Annotated in this window: 15 protein-coding genes and 1 rRNA gene; 8 read left to right on the top strand and 8 right to left on the bottom strand. The window is 46.9% G+C overall.

What is annotated here, in order from left to right:
* Nucleotides 1-163 precede the first annotated feature (163 nt).
* The 4 genes from rrf (at nucleotide 164) to T325_RS02360 (ending at nucleotide 1,779) form a co-directional block, all read left to right on the top strand.
* Nucleotides 164-276: ribosomal RNA gene (rrf, locus tag T325_RS02375) — 5S ribosomal RNA — on the top strand.
* Between the two features lie 123 nt (nucleotides 277-399).
* A complete protein-coding gene (locus T325_RS02370; protein WP_036909989.1) occupies nucleotides 400-918 on the top strand; it encodes a hypothetical protein in 519 nt (172 codons plus the stop codon).
* A 13-nt stretch (nucleotides 919-931) separates the two neighbouring features.
* Nucleotides 932-1,495 (top strand): cob(I)yrinic acid a,c-diamide adenosyltransferase, encoded by a 564-nt coding sequence (locus T325_RS02365; protein ID WP_036909987.1) that lies wholly within the window; start codon nucleotides 932-934, stop codon nucleotides 1,493-1,495.
* Nucleotides 1,496-1,557: 62 nt separating this feature from the next.
* Complete coding sequence (locus tag T325_RS02360; protein ID WP_021852076.1) at nucleotides 1,558-1,779, top strand: DUF2795 domain-containing protein; 222 nt, start codon at nucleotides 1,558-1,560, stop codon at nucleotides 1,777-1,779.
* A gap of 91 nt (nucleotides 1,780-1,870) precedes the next feature.
* On the opposite strand, the gene T325_RS02355 is transcribed toward T325_RS02360, so the two are convergent.
* The 8 genes from T325_RS02355 to T325_RS02320 all read right to left on the bottom strand — a co-directional run bounded on the left by T325_RS02355 (nucleotide 1,871) and on the right by T325_RS02320 (nucleotide 12,357).
* Nucleotides 1,871-2,155, bottom strand: coding sequence for a winged helix-turn-helix domain-containing protein (locus tag T325_RS02355; protein WP_036909984.1), 285 nt, complete (start codon nucleotides 2,153-2,155; stop codon nucleotides 1,871-1,873).
* 12 nt (nucleotides 2,156-2,167) lie between these two features.
* Nucleotides 2,168-2,776 (bottom strand): hypothetical protein, encoded by a 609-nt coding sequence (locus T325_RS02350; protein WP_143058373.1) that lies wholly within the window; start codon nucleotides 2,774-2,776, stop codon nucleotides 2,168-2,170.
* 339 nt (nucleotides 2,777-3,115) lie between these two features.
* Nucleotides 3,116-5,923: a M16 family metallopeptidase gene (locus T325_RS02345; RefSeq protein ID WP_036910162.1), complete on the bottom strand. Its 2,808-nt coding sequence runs from the start codon at nucleotides 5,921-5,923 to the stop codon at nucleotides 3,116-3,118.
* 9 nt (nucleotides 5,924-5,932) lie between these two features.
* Nucleotides 5,933-7,168, bottom strand: a complete 1,236-nt coding sequence (locus tag T325_RS02340; protein WP_051949655.1) for a DUF4876 domain-containing protein — start codon at nucleotides 7,166-7,168, stop codon at nucleotides 5,933-5,935.
* Nucleotides 7,169-7,203: 35 nt separating this feature from the next.
* Nucleotides 7,204-8,715 carry a DUF6850 family outer membrane beta-barrel protein gene (locus tag T325_RS02335; protein ID WP_036909980.1) on the bottom strand — a complete coding sequence of 504 codons (1,512 nt, stop codon included), beginning with the start codon at nucleotides 8,713-8,715 and terminating at the stop codon, nucleotides 7,204-7,206.
* Nucleotides 8,712-9,098, bottom strand: coding sequence for a hypothetical protein (locus tag T325_RS02330; protein WP_036909976.1), 387 nt, complete (start codon nucleotides 9,096-9,098; stop codon nucleotides 8,712-8,714). Before T325_RS02330 ends, T325_RS02335 begins: the two co-directional genes overlap by 4 nt.
* Nucleotides 9,095-11,827, bottom strand: coding sequence for a TonB-dependent receptor (locus T325_RS02325; RefSeq protein WP_036909975.1), 2,733 nt, complete (start codon nucleotides 11,825-11,827; stop codon nucleotides 9,095-9,097). Before T325_RS02325 ends, T325_RS02330 begins: the two co-directional genes overlap by 4 nt.
* A gap of 107 nt (nucleotides 11,828-11,934) precedes the next feature.
* On the bottom strand, nucleotides 11,935-12,357 hold the full coding sequence (locus T325_RS02320; RefSeq protein ID WP_051949654.1) for an HU family DNA-binding protein: 423 nt from the start codon (nucleotides 12,355-12,357) through the stop codon (nucleotides 11,935-11,937).
* Nucleotides 12,358-13,110: 753 nt separating this feature from the next.
* On the opposite strand from T325_RS02320, the gene T325_RS02315 reads away from it, so the two are divergent.
* Genes T325_RS02315 through T325_RS02300 form a run of 4 tightly spaced genes read left to right on the top strand, consistent with a single transcriptional unit; the run spans nucleotide 13,111 to nucleotide 19,199 of the window.
* Nucleotides 13,111-13,455 (top strand): heavy-metal-associated domain-containing protein, encoded by a 345-nt coding sequence (locus T325_RS02315; RefSeq protein ID WP_051949653.1) that lies wholly within the window; start codon nucleotides 13,111-13,113, stop codon nucleotides 13,453-13,455.
* Between the two features lie 19 nt (nucleotides 13,456-13,474).
* Nucleotides 13,475-14,755 (top strand): DUF4876 domain-containing protein, encoded by a 1,281-nt coding sequence (locus T325_RS02310; protein WP_036909974.1) that lies wholly within the window; start codon nucleotides 13,475-13,477, stop codon nucleotides 14,753-14,755.
* Between the two features lie 35 nt (nucleotides 14,756-14,790).
* Nucleotides 14,791-17,535, top strand: coding sequence for a TonB-dependent receptor (locus T325_RS02305; RefSeq protein ID WP_231622172.1), 2,745 nt, complete (start codon nucleotides 14,791-14,793; stop codon nucleotides 17,533-17,535).
* Entirely contained in the window at nucleotides 17,532-19,199 is a 1,668-nt protein-coding gene (locus T325_RS02300; RefSeq protein WP_036909971.1) for a DUF6850 family outer membrane beta-barrel protein, read from the top strand. Before T325_RS02305 ends, T325_RS02300 begins: the two co-directional genes overlap by 4 nt.
* Nucleotides 19,200-19,371 lie beyond the last annotated feature (172 nt).

Below are 19,371 nucleotides of genomic sequence, written 5' to 3'. Positions count from 1 at the left end.
AGACGATGACGTTGATAGGGTGCAGGTGTAAAGACGGTGACGTCAAAGCCGAGCACTACTAATTGCCCGAGATCTTTCGCTGTATGCTGATATTATCAGATGTAGTTGTTTCTGAAACGGGCTTCTACTGAGGTTTCTTGTGTCGACAGTGTCAATACCCATATCAGGTGGTTATTGCAGCGGGGTCCCACCTCTTCCCATTCCGAACAGAGAAGTTAAGCCCGCCTGCGCCGATGGTACTGCAATGCAATGCGGGAGAGTAGGAAGCCGCCACTTTTGTTTGAGAGCCCTGAATCCGAAAAGGTTCAGGGCTCTTTCGTTTTGTTACTGAAAATATTGAATTCTTTTCTTATTGTTATCTTCCGATTACCGAAAATTCTTTGTATCTTTGCCATCGAAATGCAGAGGTTATTGTATATATATGTATGGCTAAAGCGTATAAGGCACACTTGTGGCTTTGGCATCCAGTCGCCTACCGATTATTGGTTGGTGCGTTATGTAATTAATGAGCATTGGCCATATTATCAATATAAAACATTAGGAAAAGGAGATCAATGGTTGACTAGAAAACTGGGGCGCCTCTATTTCAGGTTAGCCAATTGGCGACAGCCTCAAATGATAGAGAGTGATGGTTATCACGATTATTTCAAGGCTGGCTGCAGTATGGCAAACTATGGTAGCTCTACCGAATTAATTAGAATAACTTTGGAAGACGATTATCAATCTCGCTTGACTGATATATATAATAAGGTGAATGACGGGACAGTACTCATAGTGGAAGGCATACAAAAGGATATTTGTTTCTGGCAACAGATAGTAGCTGATGTAAGGACAGGTGTCACTTTCGATCTCTATTACTGTGGAATCGTTTTATTCGATAAGAAACGACATAAGCAAAACTATATTATTAACTTCTAACCAACAATTGAATATGAAGATAACTAAGGTTTATACTAGGACAGGGGACAAAGGCGAAACAAGTATCGTTGGTGGTATTAGGGTGAGAAAATCAAATGTACGTCTCGAAGCCTATGGGACGGTAGATGAGTTGAGCGCTCATCTAGGATTATTGGCGGCGGTGCTTCCTGTTGGTGATGACCGTGATTTGGTCATTAAGATACAGAACAATCTGTTTAACGTATGCTCCAATCTTGCAACCGATCAGAGTAAAACCCCCTTATATGAATCGGCTAAACTTGCTGGAGGAGAGATAGAATTGTTGGAACAGGAGGTTGATAAGATTATGAAACTGCTTCCTGAGAAGCAGGGATTCGTTCTTCCTGGTGGTACGCAGGCAGCTGCCCAGGCACATGTTTGCCGTACAGTGTGTAGAAGAGCTGAGAGACGTATCGTCGCATTGTCGGAGGTGGCGCTAATTAGCCCCGAAATACAACAATATATTAACAGATTGAGTGATTACTTATTTGTTTTGGCAAAAAAAATAAATTTTAACGCTGGTGTCAGTGAAATAGTTTGGCAAAAAGTTTGTAAATAAGAATAAAATGATTACTTTTGCGTCCGATAAATTAATATAGTAAACCCAAAGACCTAAGAAATATGTATTGGACACTGGAATTAGCTTCAAAATTAGAAGACGCACCTTGGCCCGCAACCAAGGACGAGTTGATAGATTACGCAATACGCTCAGGTGCCCCTTTGGAAGTACTTGAGAACTTGCAGGAGATTGAGGATGAGGGTGATGTATATGAAAGCATTGAAGATATCTGGCCCGACTATCCAACTAAGGAAGACTTTCTCTTCAACGAGGATGAGTATTAGACTGTAAGTGTTAATCTATTAATCAAAAACATCAGCGAGACAGGCAAATCGGATTTGCTTATCTCGCTGATGTTTTTGATGCTTTCAATCGTTATTTGCTGAGATAGCTCTTCAAGGCCTCGACGTATGCCTCGAATGCTTTTCGTCCTTTATCGGTGATGCGGCAGATGGTGCAAGGGCGTTTGCCTTTGAAGGTTTTCTCTACCTCGATGTAGCCCGCCGCAGATAGTTTGTCGACCTGCACGCTCAAGTTGCCTGCCGTAGCTCCCGTCTGCTCCTTGATATAAGGGAACTCGGCTTCGTCGGCGCTGATGAGCAGCGACATGACGGCTAGTCGCAGTTCTGCATGCAGCAGTGGATCTAATGGCTGAAACATAGACGGTCCTCCTTATTTCTTGTTTTGTATATGAATCACAACTCCTGGTATGATGAGGGCAATGATTGTAACGCCTGCCATTACATAGAGCTGTTGGTAACTGGAGAAAAATAGTGCGGTAAAAAATCCTCCCAAGCCTGCGATGAATCCGCATCTTTGTATGAGAAGGTTTTGGATTATGCGTCCCGTGATGCACGTACTCATTCCAAAACATAAGGAAATGATACTAGTTATGCAGCTGAATATGTATGCATTGGGGATAATCAGTTTTAAAGGCAGAACTCCAGTGCCTATCAGGCAGAACAAGATGCCGATACCTCCACAAAACAAACCAAATGTAGACCATACATGGCCTATGGTCTTGCTGACGAATGTTGTTGGGACTGTTTCTTTCTTTTTGTCGATTATCCAATTGCCAATAAAGCCAATCAGCCACATGACAGCCCATAGAGTGTTCCAAATAGGTCCACCATGATTCTTCCACAAGTAAGCTATCAGCGGTGCAAATATAGTGACGCAAACTCCCCACCACATCAGAGGCAGAGCTGAATTCTTGGTAATCGTGCGCTGACTACGCTCAATCTGTTCTGTGATAATCTCCAGACTGCGTTCAGCAGTCAAGTTTTTATTTTCTTCCATGTCGTTTACAATTTGATAAATTATGAAATGTTGTATAACTCTCTTATGTGCCTGTCTTTCCTCCTGCAGAAAGGTCAGACAGAACACAAATTATCCGGATTGCGCTGCAAAGATAAATAAGTTTATAATATAAACCAAATTATAATGCAGAATACATCTCAAATATAAGAATTATTAACACTTCATAAAGAATATGGATAATATGTGCTTCTATTGCAACAGGTGCTTGTGTATACTTTAGATCTGTTTACAATCGAAAAAAATATCTGTAGGTTGTTATGATAGACCTACAGATATTCACTTACATTCAATAGAATGTGATTATTCAGACAGCATGGTTACCTCGATGCTGCGTTTGGCAGCCAACAGTTGCTGAGCCATGCGCTGGATGTCTTCGGCTGTCATTTCTTCTACCATCTTACAGTAGTTATGGTCGAAGTCGGCATTATCGTCGAGTTCATGCCATATGATGTAGCTCCAGTAATCGTTGGTAATAGCTACTTGGGCATACTGCTTCACGAGATATTCCTTCACTTTCTGCATGGACGTGGCTGAAGGGCCATGATTGGCGATGTTCCTCAGCTGCTGATAGATGATAGGATTCAACTCTTCATATCTTGATGGGTCGGCATTGTACGAGATGTTCAACGTGGCGTTGGGCTTATCGTCCTTATCGAGTTCAAAGTCAACGCTTACACCATAAGTGCCACCCTTTTCTTCACGAACAGAGTCGGTATAGGCGATGGAGAGACAGCGTTTCAGGAAGTCGAGTTCCAAATCGCTCTTTGGAGTGAAGGGTACGTCTGCGGTCAGGTAAATGCTGACATTGGCCAATGGGGTGGCCTGTTGCTTAGTGAACTTTACCACCTTCTCGCCATCTACAATGCGGGGTACGTTCTGGTAGTTTGTCTGTTCGTGCTTTCCAGTGGCAGGCAGCGTAGCCAGATACTGACAAACAAGATTGCGCAATTCATGCTCGTCGTAGTTGCCGATGATAACCGTCTTGAAGTTAGAGGCATCGCTGAAACGCTCTTTGTATATCTGAAGAATGCGGTCGTAGTTGGCCTTGTCGAGAGTCTCCTGCACGACAGGTTCCAGTCGTGGATGATGTCCATAGAGGATGGCACGGATAGAGTCATTATAGTCAACTTTTGGTGAAGCATTTCTGTTAGAGAGGAATGAGCGTGTACGGCTGATGAGCGAGGCATAGGCAGCAGAATCTTTGCGAGGCTGAGTGAAGTAAAGGTAAGTTAGCTGGAACATTGTCTTCATATCTTTGACCGACGAACTGCCGTTGATGCTCTGTCCCTTACTGCCTACAGATGGACTGACACGCACGCTTTTGCCCGTCAGCATCTTGCGTAAGCTGACTGCATCGAAGTTGCCCACGCCTCCCTCGGTGACACCGCTGGAGATAAGTGAGAAGTTGGGAATATCCTTATCGTCATAGAGCGATGTTCCGCCATCTGCCTTCATGCTGAGCGATACGGCATCCGCTTCATAGTCAGTCTTCTTAGCGTACACCTTCATGCCGTTGCTGAGTGTGAACTCTGTGAAACCGTGAGCCCATGCCTGCTCGTTGGTGATGGATCCTGGCTGTGGCAACTTACTTACGAGGTCGGTGGCCAGCTGCTGTTCTTCATAAGGTGCATAACTTAACTGTTGGGCAGCAAGAATCACTTGACGTACCTGGTCTTCTGATGGAATGACGATGTTTTCCTTGTCTGGGGCATACATTACCACCACCTGATTCTGGTTGGTGATAAGTTCTTTCACAGCGGCATTCACTTCAGCCAAAGTCACTTCTCGGTCGAGTTTGCGGGTATTATCCAATTTGAAGTCGGCGCTCACCAAAGGCTCGCCCTCCAGGAAGTTGTCAACACACTCGTTCACGAAGTGCGAGTTACGGTAGTCTCCCTGCATCTTGGCACGGCGTTCGGCAGCATTCATGCGCAGTTTCTTGGCGCGGTCGAGTTCTGATTGGGTAAAACCATGCTGGCGGGCTCGTTCTGCCACGCCTACGGCAGCAATGATGCCTCCCAGGATGTTGTCACTTTTACAGCTGACACTCATAGAGAAGGCGTCTTTTGTGCGACTGAGGAAGAATATCGAAGAACGCCCCGTCGCACTCTGGAAGGGTGCGTCCGACTGCTGCCGCAGTTCTACGTAACGGTCGTTGAGCATAGTGCTGATCAGACCGTCCACATAGTCGTCGCGCAGGTATTTCTCCGAGTTCTTCTCACTGTCTGGGGTGGCATCACGTTTCTGATAAAGGTGACAGAGGGCAATGGGCTGCTCCTTGTCTTTTTCGATGGCTACAATCATCGTGTCGTTGTTACTGACAGGGAAGTAGATACGCTCTGCCGCTTTCTTCGGCATGGGGATGGGTGAAAAAATCTTCTTGATTTTCTTTTCCATCTTGTCCACATCAATATCACCAACAACGATGATAGCCTGCAGGTCGGGGCGATACCACTTCTGATAGTAGTCGCGCAGATCCTGATAGGGGAAGTTGTCTACGATGTCCATCGAACCGATAGGCATGCAGTCTTCATACTTGGTGCCTTTATATATTTTGGGCATGGCCTGTTCCATGAGACGCTGCACAGCCATACCGGCACGGCGGGTGCGCCACTCCTCATGAATCACACCACGTTCTTTGTCAATTTCTGCGTCTTCAAGCAGCAGGTAGTGGCTCCAGTCGTGAAGCACCAGCAGGCAGCTGTCTATGATACCTTCGCGCTTTAGCGGGGCAGAACCGATATGGTAGACCGTCTGGTCGATAGAGGTATAGGCATTCAGATTGGCGCCGAACTTCACGCCGATGGACTCGCACCAGGGCACGATGCCGAGGCGCTTGCCCTTGCCGGGGAAGTTCTTGGTGCCGTTGAAGGCCATGTGCTCCAGAAAATGGGCCAGTCCGCGCTGACGTGGCTCCTCAAGAATGCTACCCACGCGCTGGGCGATGTAAAAGTCTGCCAGACCAGCCTCTTTCGCATTGTGACGGAGGTAGTAGGTCATGCCGTTCTTCAGTTTGCCCTTACGTACGGCAGGGTCTTGTGGCAGGCTCTGGGCCACTGCCGTAGCCGACAGCAGCACCAGAGCTAAAAGAGAATATATTTTCTTCATCTTCATAACTTATTTGAACATTGAAGGTTTTGCTTCGGGGATGAAGTCGTTGGCAGAGTTGTTGGTGTCAACATACTTTCCTTCGCTGTCAGTCTTACGGATAACAGCCTTGCTATAGCGGGTCTTATCGTTCATGGTCTTTCCACAGTAAGTCCAGCCGCTGTCGATGTTAGCGGGCAGCACGTTCCACTGCCATTCCTCCTCAACACTAAGGTTGACGCCGTCGATAACCCATGACATGGGTACCTTGTAGGTGCTGTTCACTTTCATCTCATAGGTATTACCACTGACGCTCATCATATATTTACCGTTATAAGCATACTTCTCTAGCCAGTTTTCTTTGGTTTCCTTCATCTTGGCGATGGCCATCGACTTGAAACCGCGGTTGTGCATGCTGTAGAGTGTAGCGGTATAGCAGTACCACTTGTCGAGATTGGGCACATTGGTGTTGTCTACATCGTTGTAGGTAGGATTGCTGCTGATGTCATAGAACTCGTAGTCGGCACCACGCAGGTCGATGGAGTTGGCGTTGCCCTCCAGATGGTTGATGGCGTTAACGGCCAAGGTGAGTGACTTGCCAGGTTCAACGGGTACGCTTGTGCCGTTGCCAGGAATCATGTAGACGGCAGCTACGGCCATGGTGTCCTTGCTGATATCGGGTACGTATTCGTAGTTGTTAACAGTCAGGAATGATGACTCGAGGAAAGCGATGCTATCGGCATAGAGGGTAACATCACTGTTGTTGGTGATGACCACGTATTGGTCGTTGCTGTACTGTTTGCCTTCAGGAGTGGTGGTGCCTGTAAAGAATACCTCGCTGATCACGAAGCCGCCCTTGGCTGTGAAGGTGTTGATGGTAACCTTCATTGATGTAGCTGTGCGTGAGAGGTTGATGTTATCCTGGCTAACCTCGAATTTGCTGGTACCTGCCACACCATTGATGGTGAACGACAATTCACCTTCAGCATGCAGGTCGTAAGTGCCTTCTTCCACCTCGTTGAATGTGGCTACAAAGCCGTTGCTGGTCTTCTCGATGGCGTTGTTCAGAACATGTATCTGACTTGAGCTTACGTTGGTCAGGGTGATGTTGCTATTAGTTACCTCAACGTTCTCCAGGTTGAGGGGCATCTCCAGTGACAATGTCACAGGATCATTGATGATGATAGGATCATCGTTGCTGCTGCACGATGTCAGATTCAGTCCCAAGGAAAGGAGCATCAGGCTCCACAAAAATACCTTCTTCATAATTACTATACTTTTTATCTGATAAATATTATTGTTTAAAATGTGATTCCTAACTTGACAGCCAAATACTGTTCATATTCACTCTCAGAACAGAATGTCGCCCCTCCACTCAGTGCGCCGAACATTGCATAACGGCTGGTGCCGATGCCGTGGTCGTATCTTATCTGTGCATTGACGACTGTATAGTCGGCCTTCAGATAACGGAAGTTGTGGTTCTGCATCTTGACAGCAGCCTTTTCTGTGTTCACCACAGGGATGCTTAACTGGCTGTCAAGGTTTTTGTGATAGCCTCCTGTCAGTGCACAGGTCAGCGTCCCCTTTTTACCCAGTCCTGTGATGTATTGCGCACTCAACTGGCTGTATATACGGCTGACGTTCTGTTTACGCTCAGGCTCCACATACTTCTCATGGTTCTGCATATAGCCTACCTTCATGGCGATGTGCCAGCTAGAGTGTTGACGTTGTCCGTAAACCATGTTCATACTGGCATCGATGATGTTGTTCTTATACATGGTCAGTGTGGTCAGGATAGGGTAGCTGTTCGACTGCGACGAGCCTACCATGTTCTCATCGCCCAGTCGGCAGATATATTGCGCATCAGCATAGATGGCTAAGTCGGTCTTACCACTTTTCCGCCACCCTGCCTGCAGTTTGGCCTCCTCACGATAGAGTTTGGTGAGGGGCAGTGAGTTAAGAGAGGCGGCAATGCGCTCATAGCGATGCTCTCCGATGGTGATGTTGGTGAAAAGCCCCTGGCCGTTGCGGGGTTGGACGTTCAGGTAGAGCTGTGCGCCGCCACCATTGAAATACAGGTTGTTCACCTCGCCAGAGAAGCGCACGTAGATAGCTCCTAATCCCGTCATCTGAAACTCTGGTATGACGCCTGTCTCACGGTAGAAGGTGACGTTGTCTGTCTGTTTATAGATATTAGCCTCGGCTGCTGCTCCCAAAAGGTATGTGCCTGTTTCGTATGCCACTCCGCCCCTTAGGGTAAGGTCGGTCACGATGGCACGCATACGAGGGTCGATGGTACGGTATTCGTGTTCAGCACGGAACAGCATTTCACCCCCCATAAGCACGCTTCCGACCTTCGCGGCATAGCCGCCCTCAAACACATAGCGTTCGCGCTCTGTGTTGCCGCCCATGGTGTCGGCAAGGATATAGGGCTCCAACAACTCATAGTCTGAAACGGAGTTCCATTTGATGTTTCTGTTCTTACCAGTCATATATGATGCCTTGCCCCATACTGAAGAATGGTCTGAGAGACGCAAATATGTATCGGCTTCAATATCATAGAGCGTGCTGCCAGTTCCCTTCTGCAAAGTAAACGCCTCTGTCTGGTCTGTGAGATCAAGGGAAATTGCCAATTGTGAGTAAGCCGTCTTAAAGGCCTGTCCGTGAAGTGCTGGGTTCTTCCAAGTTTCAGCATCCAGTAGATTCCATGCCTGTTGGTGTTCTGTCAGCACAGAGTCGGGCGTGGCGGCCACCAATGAGGTGGTAGCTATTATATATAATAAGGTGGTAATATGTCGTAACTGTATGTTCATTCTTCCAGAAGTATGATGGGTAATTCTGTTTTGCTGAGAGGCATGTCGGCAAAAGGCTTGTAGTCCGAGTGTGCACGATAGTGGCGGGTACGTATCGCTCCGTCCAGCCCTGTGTATTTCACCATACCTGTCACGTCAACCTTATAAGCTCCTCGCAAGACGGTTGTCTCGAAGGTGTTGCCGCTCATGTCGGCTGTCGACGTGTTGAGCGTGGTGTTAAGACTCTGCAGGGTCAGCGTTCCCTGTATCTGTATGACGTTGATGGTGTCGGGGATGTCGAGTGTCACTCTGGCCACTGTATGGTAGTCTGTCTGCTCCTGGTGACAGCCCGTAAGGACTGTTGTCAGCAGGATGAAAATACATATGTTCAGTATCTGCTTCATATCTTTACGTTCATTTCTAGTCCGAAATAGGGTGTTACGTGGCGGCGGAAGGTGTAGCCCTTGCGCTCATAGTCAGGGGTGTAGTCCCATATCTTGTTACAGAACATGGCTATCTGTAGTCTGTCGGCAAACAGTTTCTTTGTCACCTTCAGGTTCAGGTTCATCGACATAGGCACGCGGGTCAGTTCATAGAGAGTCTCGCTGTTGGTTCTGATGAGCCATTGCAGATAGGTGTCGTTTTCGTCGCCAGCCAGCCAGTCATGTATGGTGCCGTCGGGAGCGATGTACTGGTCGGGTGTGTTACTGATACGGTCGCGTTGCGACATGGTGTACCATAGGAACTGTGCCGAGAGTGAGAATCCGAGTCTCAGGCGTGGCACATCGGTGTCGAAGGTGAAGTTGGTGTTGAACGACTCGCTCATCGTGCCGTCGGCATCCTGATAGAGACCAACATACTGCAGACTCCTGTCACCTACTACCATGCTGGGGCGATAGGTCTCGAGAATAGAATTGCGGTAGTGGGTGTGTAGCCAGGCGCCATTGATGGTCAGTCGTGTCAGTATCTTAGGCAGACGTACGGTCTCAAGGGTATATTCAATACCTTGCTTGTCGGTTTCGCTGCCATTGGTGTAGTTGCTATAGCCTACCAGTTCATCCCTCAGAGTATAGGTCATATCGCTGAGGGCGGGTGGCGCTGTGAGTGTTAAGCCGTCGATGGTTGAGGCATCGTATTCCTTATAACTGAAGCTCTCGTAGTGTGTCTGACTACGGAACCCTGAGGTCATCTTCTCACGGAAGTAGGTTATGCTCAGTCGGTTGCCGCCGATATTAATGTCGGCCGACATTTCCCACTTCAAGTTTCTGGCAGCCTGCAACTCCAGGTTCCTGGGGTTGCGGATATACGTCATGAGATTCACACGGCGATAGTCGGGATTCTCGTGGTAATAGTTCAGTTGGATGAAGTCGATGTAGAGCTTGTCGGGGAAGAGCTGCTCCATCGTCGGCATCTTTGTGTGCTGTCCGATACCCCCAGCCAGACGGATGAAGGTAGGTTTGCCCAAGAAGGAGAATTTTGGGAAGGTATAACCTGCGTTGATGCGTGGGTCCAGATACTTCTTACCGTGCATGGCATATTCAGCGGGCAGGTTTAGCATCTCTGTGACACGTATGCCGCCCGTTGCCTCAAAGGTGCCTATGGCTGTAGGCCATTTTAGTGTCTCTTCTGCAAACAAAGACAACCGGTGATTAGCAGGAATGTCGTAGAGTGGACGCTCGCGGGTTGATATGCCGGGGTAGAGCGGACGCTCGGGGTCGAACACCTGTCCACGTCCGTAGTTCTTGTCCATGTTCCAGTCGATACCTAGTAGCAGGGCATTGCTGAGTCTTGTCGTGGGAATCTGCAGACGCGCCGACAACTTTGCATAGATGTTGAGTGGTTTTCCTTCAACCTCATGGTTGGCCATGTATTTCCAGGGCAGCAGTAATGCATCGGCCTCGCCCTCCTCATGATTGGTGGCAGCCACCGTCGTACGCTGGAGCTGTATCAGACGTCGGCGCTTGATATCGTCGTATTCGTAGGCTGCCGAACACATCAGTCCTGCCGACTTCAGCCATGAGTCGCGTTTGCTTTTAAGTGTCAGGTCGCCCATCCAGACCATGCGGTTATACTGCGACTTGTAGGAGTCCTCCACGTTGTAGTTCAGGTCGGGGTCTACCTTGTCGTTGTCGAACGATCCTGTATAGTCGGCGTTGGTCGACAGACTCAGGTCGTAGTTGTCGCGAAGCCACTGTTTGTGCAGGCGTGCCGAGAACGTGATGCGTTTATAGTTCTCTAACGTGTTACGGGGATCGGCTTTGGCGTCGAGATAGTCGGCACTGAGGTTCAGACTCAGGTGTTGGGGCTTCCACTCCAGACCTTTTGACAGATAGAAAAGCTTTGAACTCATGTCTGCCTTCAGTCTCACGTGGAGGTCGGCACCACCTTTCTTGCGCTCAATCTTTACCAGACCGCTGGTCAAGTCACCATATTCAACAGAGGCGATGCCACGCACAATCTCTACCTTCTCAATATCATCGGTAGAGAGTGAACGCATGTCGACACCAGCATTGGTAAAGTCACGGTAGGTACTCTCAGAGTCCCATGCGCCGCTGACGTACTGCATGTTGGCATTGGTGGAGATGGGGGCTCCGTCAACCATGAACTGTGTGCCCAGCGACGAAGTCATATACTGACTGCCGCCCGAAGCCGCCTCACGGATGTGAATCACGTTGGGTGTGCTCAAAGAGGGTGTCTCTGCCCGTCCGCCAGGCAGCAGTTCCAACAGGTCGGCAAAACTTGAGGGCTGCAGGTGCTCCATGGCATGCTTGCCGATGGTCGAGGCACTGGTCAGCCCGCGGCTCTCCTGAGCCGTCACAACCACTTCACCTAATCGGCTGATCTCGGCCTCTAACAGGTAACGCCCGTTCCTGACAGGAGCGGTTGTCAGAATCTTATAACCTATATAAGTAATGCGTATCTGTTTGGTATCATCATTATTAGGTATCGTGAAACAACCTTCTGCGTCGGTAACCGCAATCGGCTTACCTTTTACGGCATCATGGATAGTGGCTCCAATGATGGGTTCTCGTGTATCCTTATCAAGTACTGTGGCGCGTAAAACTCCCTGTGCATGGGCTGCTTGGAGTGTGAATACGGCTAAAATTGTATAAATTATCCTATATATATGCATCTCATCTGTAATGGGATACAAAGGTACTAACTTTCAATCAAGCCTGCAATACTCAAAAATTAGGATTTTAATATATGGAAAGGTATGCTCAGACACCCTTGGCCGTTTTAGCGTTGCCGTATGACTTTTACACCTTCGCAGAGGTCGTAAAGGATGTGACCGTTCTTTGTGCCTTTGCCAACGTTGACGCGGCGACTAGCTGGCAGAAAGCCGCAGACGATACGTTTGATGTGCCGACTAATATTAAACTGCTTGGGTTCGTCAACGCCAATGCTCTCTACTCGAAGACTGAAGCGCCCGATTCCTTCGATAACCACCGTCTGCCCATTGGCCAGTCGATGCTTCATAAGGTCTTGAAGCTCCATCACACCTCTAACGAAGGCTCCTTTAGAAATGCCGCTGTTGGTTGCCGCCTCTTTGGCCAGTTCCTCTATTGTCACTTCGCCTTGGCTCACTGCCTTAGCAAAAAACTTACCGTATGAACTACTGCTCTTGATGTTGTTCTGTATCAGTTTAATGTGTACTGCCATTTTTTATAAAGTTACATTATAGTTGTTAATTGTTTGAATATCGGTTTGTTGGGTTGCTTTTGTCTTTCGTTGGAAACAACACCGTTCTGCGCGACTACAAAACAAGTTGTTTTGTACTTGTTAAGATAGTCTTTTAGATTGAAAGATGACGTCTCTGACGGAACAAAACAACTTGTTTTGTGGTTGAAGGCAACCTTTCCTTCACTCTAAAAGCTAATCCTTTACCCTGTCGTTTGCAGTCGGATGATTTAGGAAATCCACTTCCCGTTCAGTTTTATCCGCTCTGTCGCAAGACAGACCTCTTCTCAATTCTTTCCGAGTTGATAATTGTTTTTTTCATATACTCTGGTTTAGTTTATGATATGCAAAGATACAACAATTTTATGAGAGATGCAAACGTTTTACCAAAAAGCTATCGAAAATAGCGAAAAAATATAGCCTTAATATAGTATTTGTCATCTAAACAACATGCTTATATATGGTTTTTAATATTGAAGATGCTGTTATGATGTCATGATAAGAAAATAAAAATGTTGATGAGAAGATGATAATACCTGTCAATACCTACTTGTTATTAATCCTATATGGTAGGTGTTTCCAAGTGCAAGAGCCTTAAAACACTCAGTTTTAGGTATTGCGCACTTTAATTATTTGCCGTACCTTTGCACCCGAAAATCAGAACCATGCCGTGAGGCTAAATTAATCAACCATATACTTTTATTCAGTAATTGTTTATAATAAAAATAGGTAAAAATGAAAAAGATTGTAATGATGATGTTTGCCGCTCTGTTTACAATGAACGTGATGGCCGACAATGTGAAATTCAAAGTGAACAACATGCACTGTGAGAACTGTGCAAAACGTGTTGAGAAAACCCTGAAAGCTAATGATGCAGTGAGTGAGGTGAAGGTTAATCTGGAGTGTAAGGCTGTTTGTGTGAGTTATGATGCACAGAAGACTAACGTGGAAGCATTGCAGAAGGCGCTTTCAGACGCCAAGTTCGAGGCGGAGATTGCCAAGCAGTGTAACGATAAAGAAGGATGTAAGGGCGAAGGTGAGCATAAATGCGGACACAACGATAAGAAAACTCAGGAGTAACATTTAATTTCAAACAACAATGATGCGATTATTTAAATTCGCACTGGCAGCTCTCATCTGCCCAGTGCTGCTGGCCTCATGCTCTGATGATGAGGCAGAAAAGAAGATTGACGTGACGTTTAATGCCATTCCTAAAGTGGCGGGTGCCCTTGACGTTTCTGCCTTAGCAGGTACGCCTGTACAGTTTACTGAGGTACGAAACCAGGATACCAAATCATTCTCACTGGATGCCAACGGAAGTGTGATTGCTTCTCTGCCTATGGGCGTCTACAACGTATCTATTGAGAAGAACATCACTAATGCTCAAGGGGAGCAGGTGGTCATCTCGCTGCGTATGGAAAACGTAAACGTGAACACTGACGGACAGGTTATTGATGGTTATGTCAACTCGCTGCCAGCCAGTGCGTTAGGTAAGGACTTTATCTTCAGTGAGGTATTCTTCAACGGTGAGACCAACTCGGGTCGTATGATGCACCCCGATCAGTATATCGTACTCTTTAACCCTACGGAGGATGTGCTCTATGCCGACGGTGTGAGCGTAGGTGTAACGATGCATATCTCATGGTGGCCTAAAGAGTTGTGGTATGACAGCTACTATCCTGATCAGGTGCCTATCGGCGGCTTCATCACCATTCCCGGTAGTGGCAAGGAGCATCCGGTTCAGCCTGGTGAAAAGCTGGTGATTGCCTTTACTGCAATCAACCACTCAGAGGTTGTGAATGGTGAGATTGCCTATGATCACGCCGTAGACTTGAGTGGAGCAGACTTCGAGGTGTACTATGGTCCCGATGCCAACGATGTGGACAACCCCAGTGTTCCCAACGTGCTCATCACAGAGAATGGTGACTCTTACGGTTTCTTCTTCCAGCCTCGTGGTTATGTCTCGCCTGTGATGTTCCGTTTGGAGAATGGTCAGCAGTCGACTGTCGACGCTTTCGTCAACAGCCACACCACACTCTCGAAGACCCATGTCGATGCAACTGAAACAACTCCCGAGGGCGATATAGATATTCATATCCTGGCTATTGAGACCGAGAATATCATTGACGGCATTCAGACCAGCGACGTACCTCAGGACGTGAAGACACGTGTGGTGCCCGAGACCGTAGACCGCGGCAAGTTCCTTGTCAATGGTTGCCACCGTCAGGAACTCTGCATCCGCAAGGAAATTAAAGTAGGTGACAAGACTTTCTATCAGGACACCAATAATAGTAGTGAGGATATGCAGGATGTGAACGAGCGCAAGGCAGCGGGTAAAGTACAGACGGCATTCCCCGTTGGTTGGCGTAATAATAAATAATAATGTATCTTTCAAATCATATTAAATTTTGTTTATTGATCCTTCTCCTGCTGTGTAAGGCGACTTCCATTATCGGACAGTCCTACACAGTCAAGGGGAAAGTCATCACTGATCACGATGGCGAGGCTGCAAGCTTCGCCATCGTTAGTATACAGAATCAGGAGTTGCGTACACTCTGTGATATCAACGGGAATTTCGAATTACGCAATATTCCTGCCGGCAAACATACACTTGAAGTGGAGTGCCTGGGTTATGCGAAGTTGAAGAAGTCTATAGTGGTCAGTAAGACCCAGAGTATTCAACTACAGCTTCAAAGTAGCAGTTTCGCTCTGCCCGAATTCGAGGTGATGGCCAAAAGAAGCCGAAAGGGGAAAGTTGTTATTGATGAGGCGGCCTTAGAATATATACAACCAACGTCGCTTGCCGATGTAATGCTGTTATTGCCTGGCAGTGTGTATAAGGAGAATAATCTGACACAGTTCTCGCAAATCAGCAGCCGTCAGGTCGGTACCGATGCCAATACTTCCCTTGGCGTGGGGATTGTCACCGACGGCGCTCCCGTTTCCAACGATGGCATCCGTTCACAATTAGTGGGTATCACCGAGGGGAGTGGCACCTATGACAGTGAGGTGAGAAACCGTACGGGCATCAACCAGGGAACCGACATGCGATATATCTCTACAGACCATATACAAAGTGTGGAGTTTACCAGAGGAATCTCCTCTGCCCGTTATGGTAATCTGTCGAGTGGCATGATCAGTATCTCGTCGAAGCACGGTGTCACACCATTACGTGTTCGTTTGAAGACCGACCTGAAAAACAAACTCATATACATGGGCAAAGGTTTCCGACTGGGAGAAAAAGCTGGAACATTGCACGCTGGTATAGACTATCTGCACTCTATCGATGACATCCGTGAGGAAATGGATAAATTCTCGCGACTGACAGGGCAACTATATTATAATAATAAGGTGAAAGTAGGTGGCTACAACTTGGATCTTGACGCACGACTGAGTCAGACCATTACCACCAGCAAGATGAAAAAGGATGAACTGACTTACGAATACGACGAAACCTATAAGGCCGACTATAGTCGTACGGGACTGATGATGAAGGGGTGTATGACTTTCGGTAAGACATGGCTCGACCAGATTGAACTGACCCTCTCTGCCGACTATACCCGCGAAAAAATCAGTCGTCATCGTTTGGTACTCTCTGGTTCTGGACCGATGAATATGCCTTTGGCCTACGAAGAGGGCGAACATGAGGGAATCTATCTGCCACGAAAGTATTATAGCGATTTCTACATCGACAACCAGCCCGTGAATATCTATGCCCAACTTAATGCCAACTCACGTATACCACTATTCAGGAATATGATGCTAAACTTGATGTATGGCGCAGAGTATACCAACGTTAAGAATCATGGCGCAGGAGCTGTGATTGAAGATGAGAAACGTCCGCCTTTTCCATACGACAACTCCTACATGCGCCCTCGCCCCAACTGGGCTATTCCTGCCCTCGGTACTGGTGCTGGATATGTTCAGGCGGATTTTATCTATGATGATAGTAAACGTAACATTCTCCAACTCTCTATTGGAGGTCGTGCCTCTATGCTGACAAACCTGCCGTCAGACTATTATCTGCACGGCCGAGTGCTGACAGATCCTCGAATCAATCTCTCCTATACTGTGGGCAGAACAGTTAAGAATACCTTTAGAATTGGCTTTGGCACAGAAAGCAAGACGCCAACGCTTGACTACCTCTATCCAGAGAAACTCTATAAAGACTTCTATATGCTTAACGCTTATACCAATGATCCACAATACCGTCACCTCATTACTTATACAAATATATATGATGTGGCCAATCGTGAATTAAAGGCTAACAAGAACAAAAAGGCGGAAGCTGGATGGGATATTGACTATCAGGGATTGAGCATTTCGCTTACCGCGTTTTATGAACAGTCGGATATGGGATTTGAGTATTTTACAGAGTACTATCCGTTAACATACAATCTCTACACCACACTGAAGCCAGATGTAAGCATCGAAGGCCGTACACCTCAGAAAAACGACTATATAGAGGAACAGTATAGTCTCTTTACTACATCGAAGAAGGTCATGAACTCCAGCAAGGTGACAAAGCGTGGTATAGAGTACCGACTTATCTTTCCAAAGATAGTGCCCCTGTCGACAACGGTAGAAATCAATGGTGCCTATTATCAGACAGACTATGCCTCGTCGTTGCCACTTTACTATTATCCAGCCGTGAAGATCGGTGGAAAGGAGTATCCTTATGTCTGCATCTATGACAATGGAGCCAAGAACCAATATCGTCGTCTGAATTCCAATATATGGCTGAACACACATATCCCGAAGTTCAAACTCTTCCTGATGAACTTCTTCCAGGTGGTGTGGCTCAACACCTCGCAGTATAAGGATAACCACGATTATATCCCCACCGAATACATTGACATGAGTGGTGCCCTTAAACCCGTTGATGACATTATCCGTGCCCAGATTGCAGCCGATGATGGTACATTCCGTTACTTCCGCCGTACTATTCTGCCAGTGAAGTATGCCCGTAATGAGAAACCTGTGTCACTGCTTTGGAATCTGAAGGCCACCAAGGAGTTCAAAAAAGGAACCAAACTCTCGTTCTTTGTCAACGGCTTGCTCGATATCAGTCCTAAATACCTCTCTGGTAGTAAGGTCACCCAACGCGAATGGCATGACCCTTATTTCGGACTTGAACTGTTTTTTAATTTCAACTTATGATACGCAAATTACGAATATACATATCACTCGTAGCCATCACCTGTGGTTGTCAGGCATCAGCCCAACTGCTGCTTGACCGCGTCACTCATCCTCTGTCACCGCAGGAAGACCGCAGCCTTACTGATAATGTCGATATATCGCTGAGCAGCAGTTGTGCCTTGTATGCCAATCCCGTTTTCACAGAGTGGCGAAATAGTAATGACACGATGCTTCGTCGTCGTACGGCTATCGTTTATGCAGGGTTGGCAAGTGGTGACGGAAAGGGGGATTTCATCCCTTATGAGGGTGACGGTTCTTCGGACTATCGCGTTGGTGCGTATGGTGAGTATACCACACCCCGTAGTGGTACGCTTTCGGGTAGCATCCAGTATGCACAAGGTGAGCATCGCAATATCGGGTGGAGTGCCATGCGGTTGCCAGAACTTTACTTCCCTTATATATCCACAGATTCATGTGGTGGTGACTTCAAGTTCGATAGCTATTATGCTGAAGGAAATTATGCACTGAAAGTTCAGCAGTGGGTTCTTGGCGTAAAAGGTTCGTTCTATGGCGAGCAGGCGTATCGGCTTTCTGATCCACGCGCCTTGAACAATACAACCTGGCTGCGCTTTAACATGGGAACTGCACGTGATGTGAACGGACATCTGCTGATGCTTGATTGGGGGTATGGCCGTAACAAACAGCACATGCAATTACGATATTGGCGTCCTGGACAACAGGATCGCTTCTTCGTGTGTTATGGTTTTGGTCTCTATGATACACGTCAGAGCGGTGTGTCATTCGGCAAATCGCGTATGTACTATGTTGATGAGTATAATGCCCGTTTGCAATACCTCTCACCACAGAGAAAGAAACTGCGCTTTCATGCATCGCTGGCTTATGCCTATCAGCATATGGAAACCGAAGAAAGTGATATTTATAATCTCTATGAATCATGTTCGCATCACCTCACTCCAATGCTCAGTCTGGCATACGATCCGAAAAATAGCTGGCGCTTTGAACTGATGGTACAAGTCGACCTCATGTTGAGAAAAGGCTATGAGAATATTATAGAGGAATACCTAATTGACAATGCTAATAACATCTACGATTTCCGTACTATTGACACCCGTCAGAATTACAGTCGTAATACTGGCCGCATGGAGGTTGCTTTGAGAACTGCAAAGAATATGGGCCGTTTTGAATTAAGTCTGCAGGGTGGTATTGCCACAGATAGATATGACGAGAAATACAAGATAGGTGATTATCGAATCAATGTAAGAAGGCTGACTTCTCATATTAAAGCAGGGGTGAACTGGCAGGGAAGTCGCAACGCTTTGGCATTTAATTTAGTTTATGCTCGTCAGCGTATAGGCTCTCACGACTACCATGTTCAGATGCAGAATCAGAAGATAACCCACCTTGACTTCCAGCATGCCTTTGCTCCCTATGCCTATCGGACAGCCAATCTTCATAAGTTTATTGCGGATGTGACGTGGCAACACCAGTTGAAGAGTGTCATTGTAGGCATTAAAGGGAAGGCATATCTTGCCAATGGTCATCGTCTTGAGAATGCATGTTATACCGATGTTATCGGTTTTCCGTCAACGGCACCTATGATTTCGGCATATCCTGATAAGCATAACGAACAGTGGGGCAGTACTTCTTTCTTTGTAATGTTCTAGTATATACCTAATTATGATTAATATCCTATTACTTAGGATGCAATTCTGTAATGACAAAACACTCAGTTTTAGGTATTGTGTGTTTGGGAGAATTACCGTACCTTTGCACCCCGAAAGATGAATAGATCATGATAAGGTATAGTTGTTATAAGAAGCAATTTATAAAGTTAGA

Origin of the sequence: Prevotella sp. FD3004, from assembly GCF_000746155.1 — a bacterium.
Lineage (GTDB): Bacteria > Bacteroidota > Bacteroidia > Bacteroidales > Bacteroidaceae > Prevotella.
Note: the sequence above shows the minus strand (reverse complement) of the source record. Positions and strands in the feature narration are given on the sequence as shown.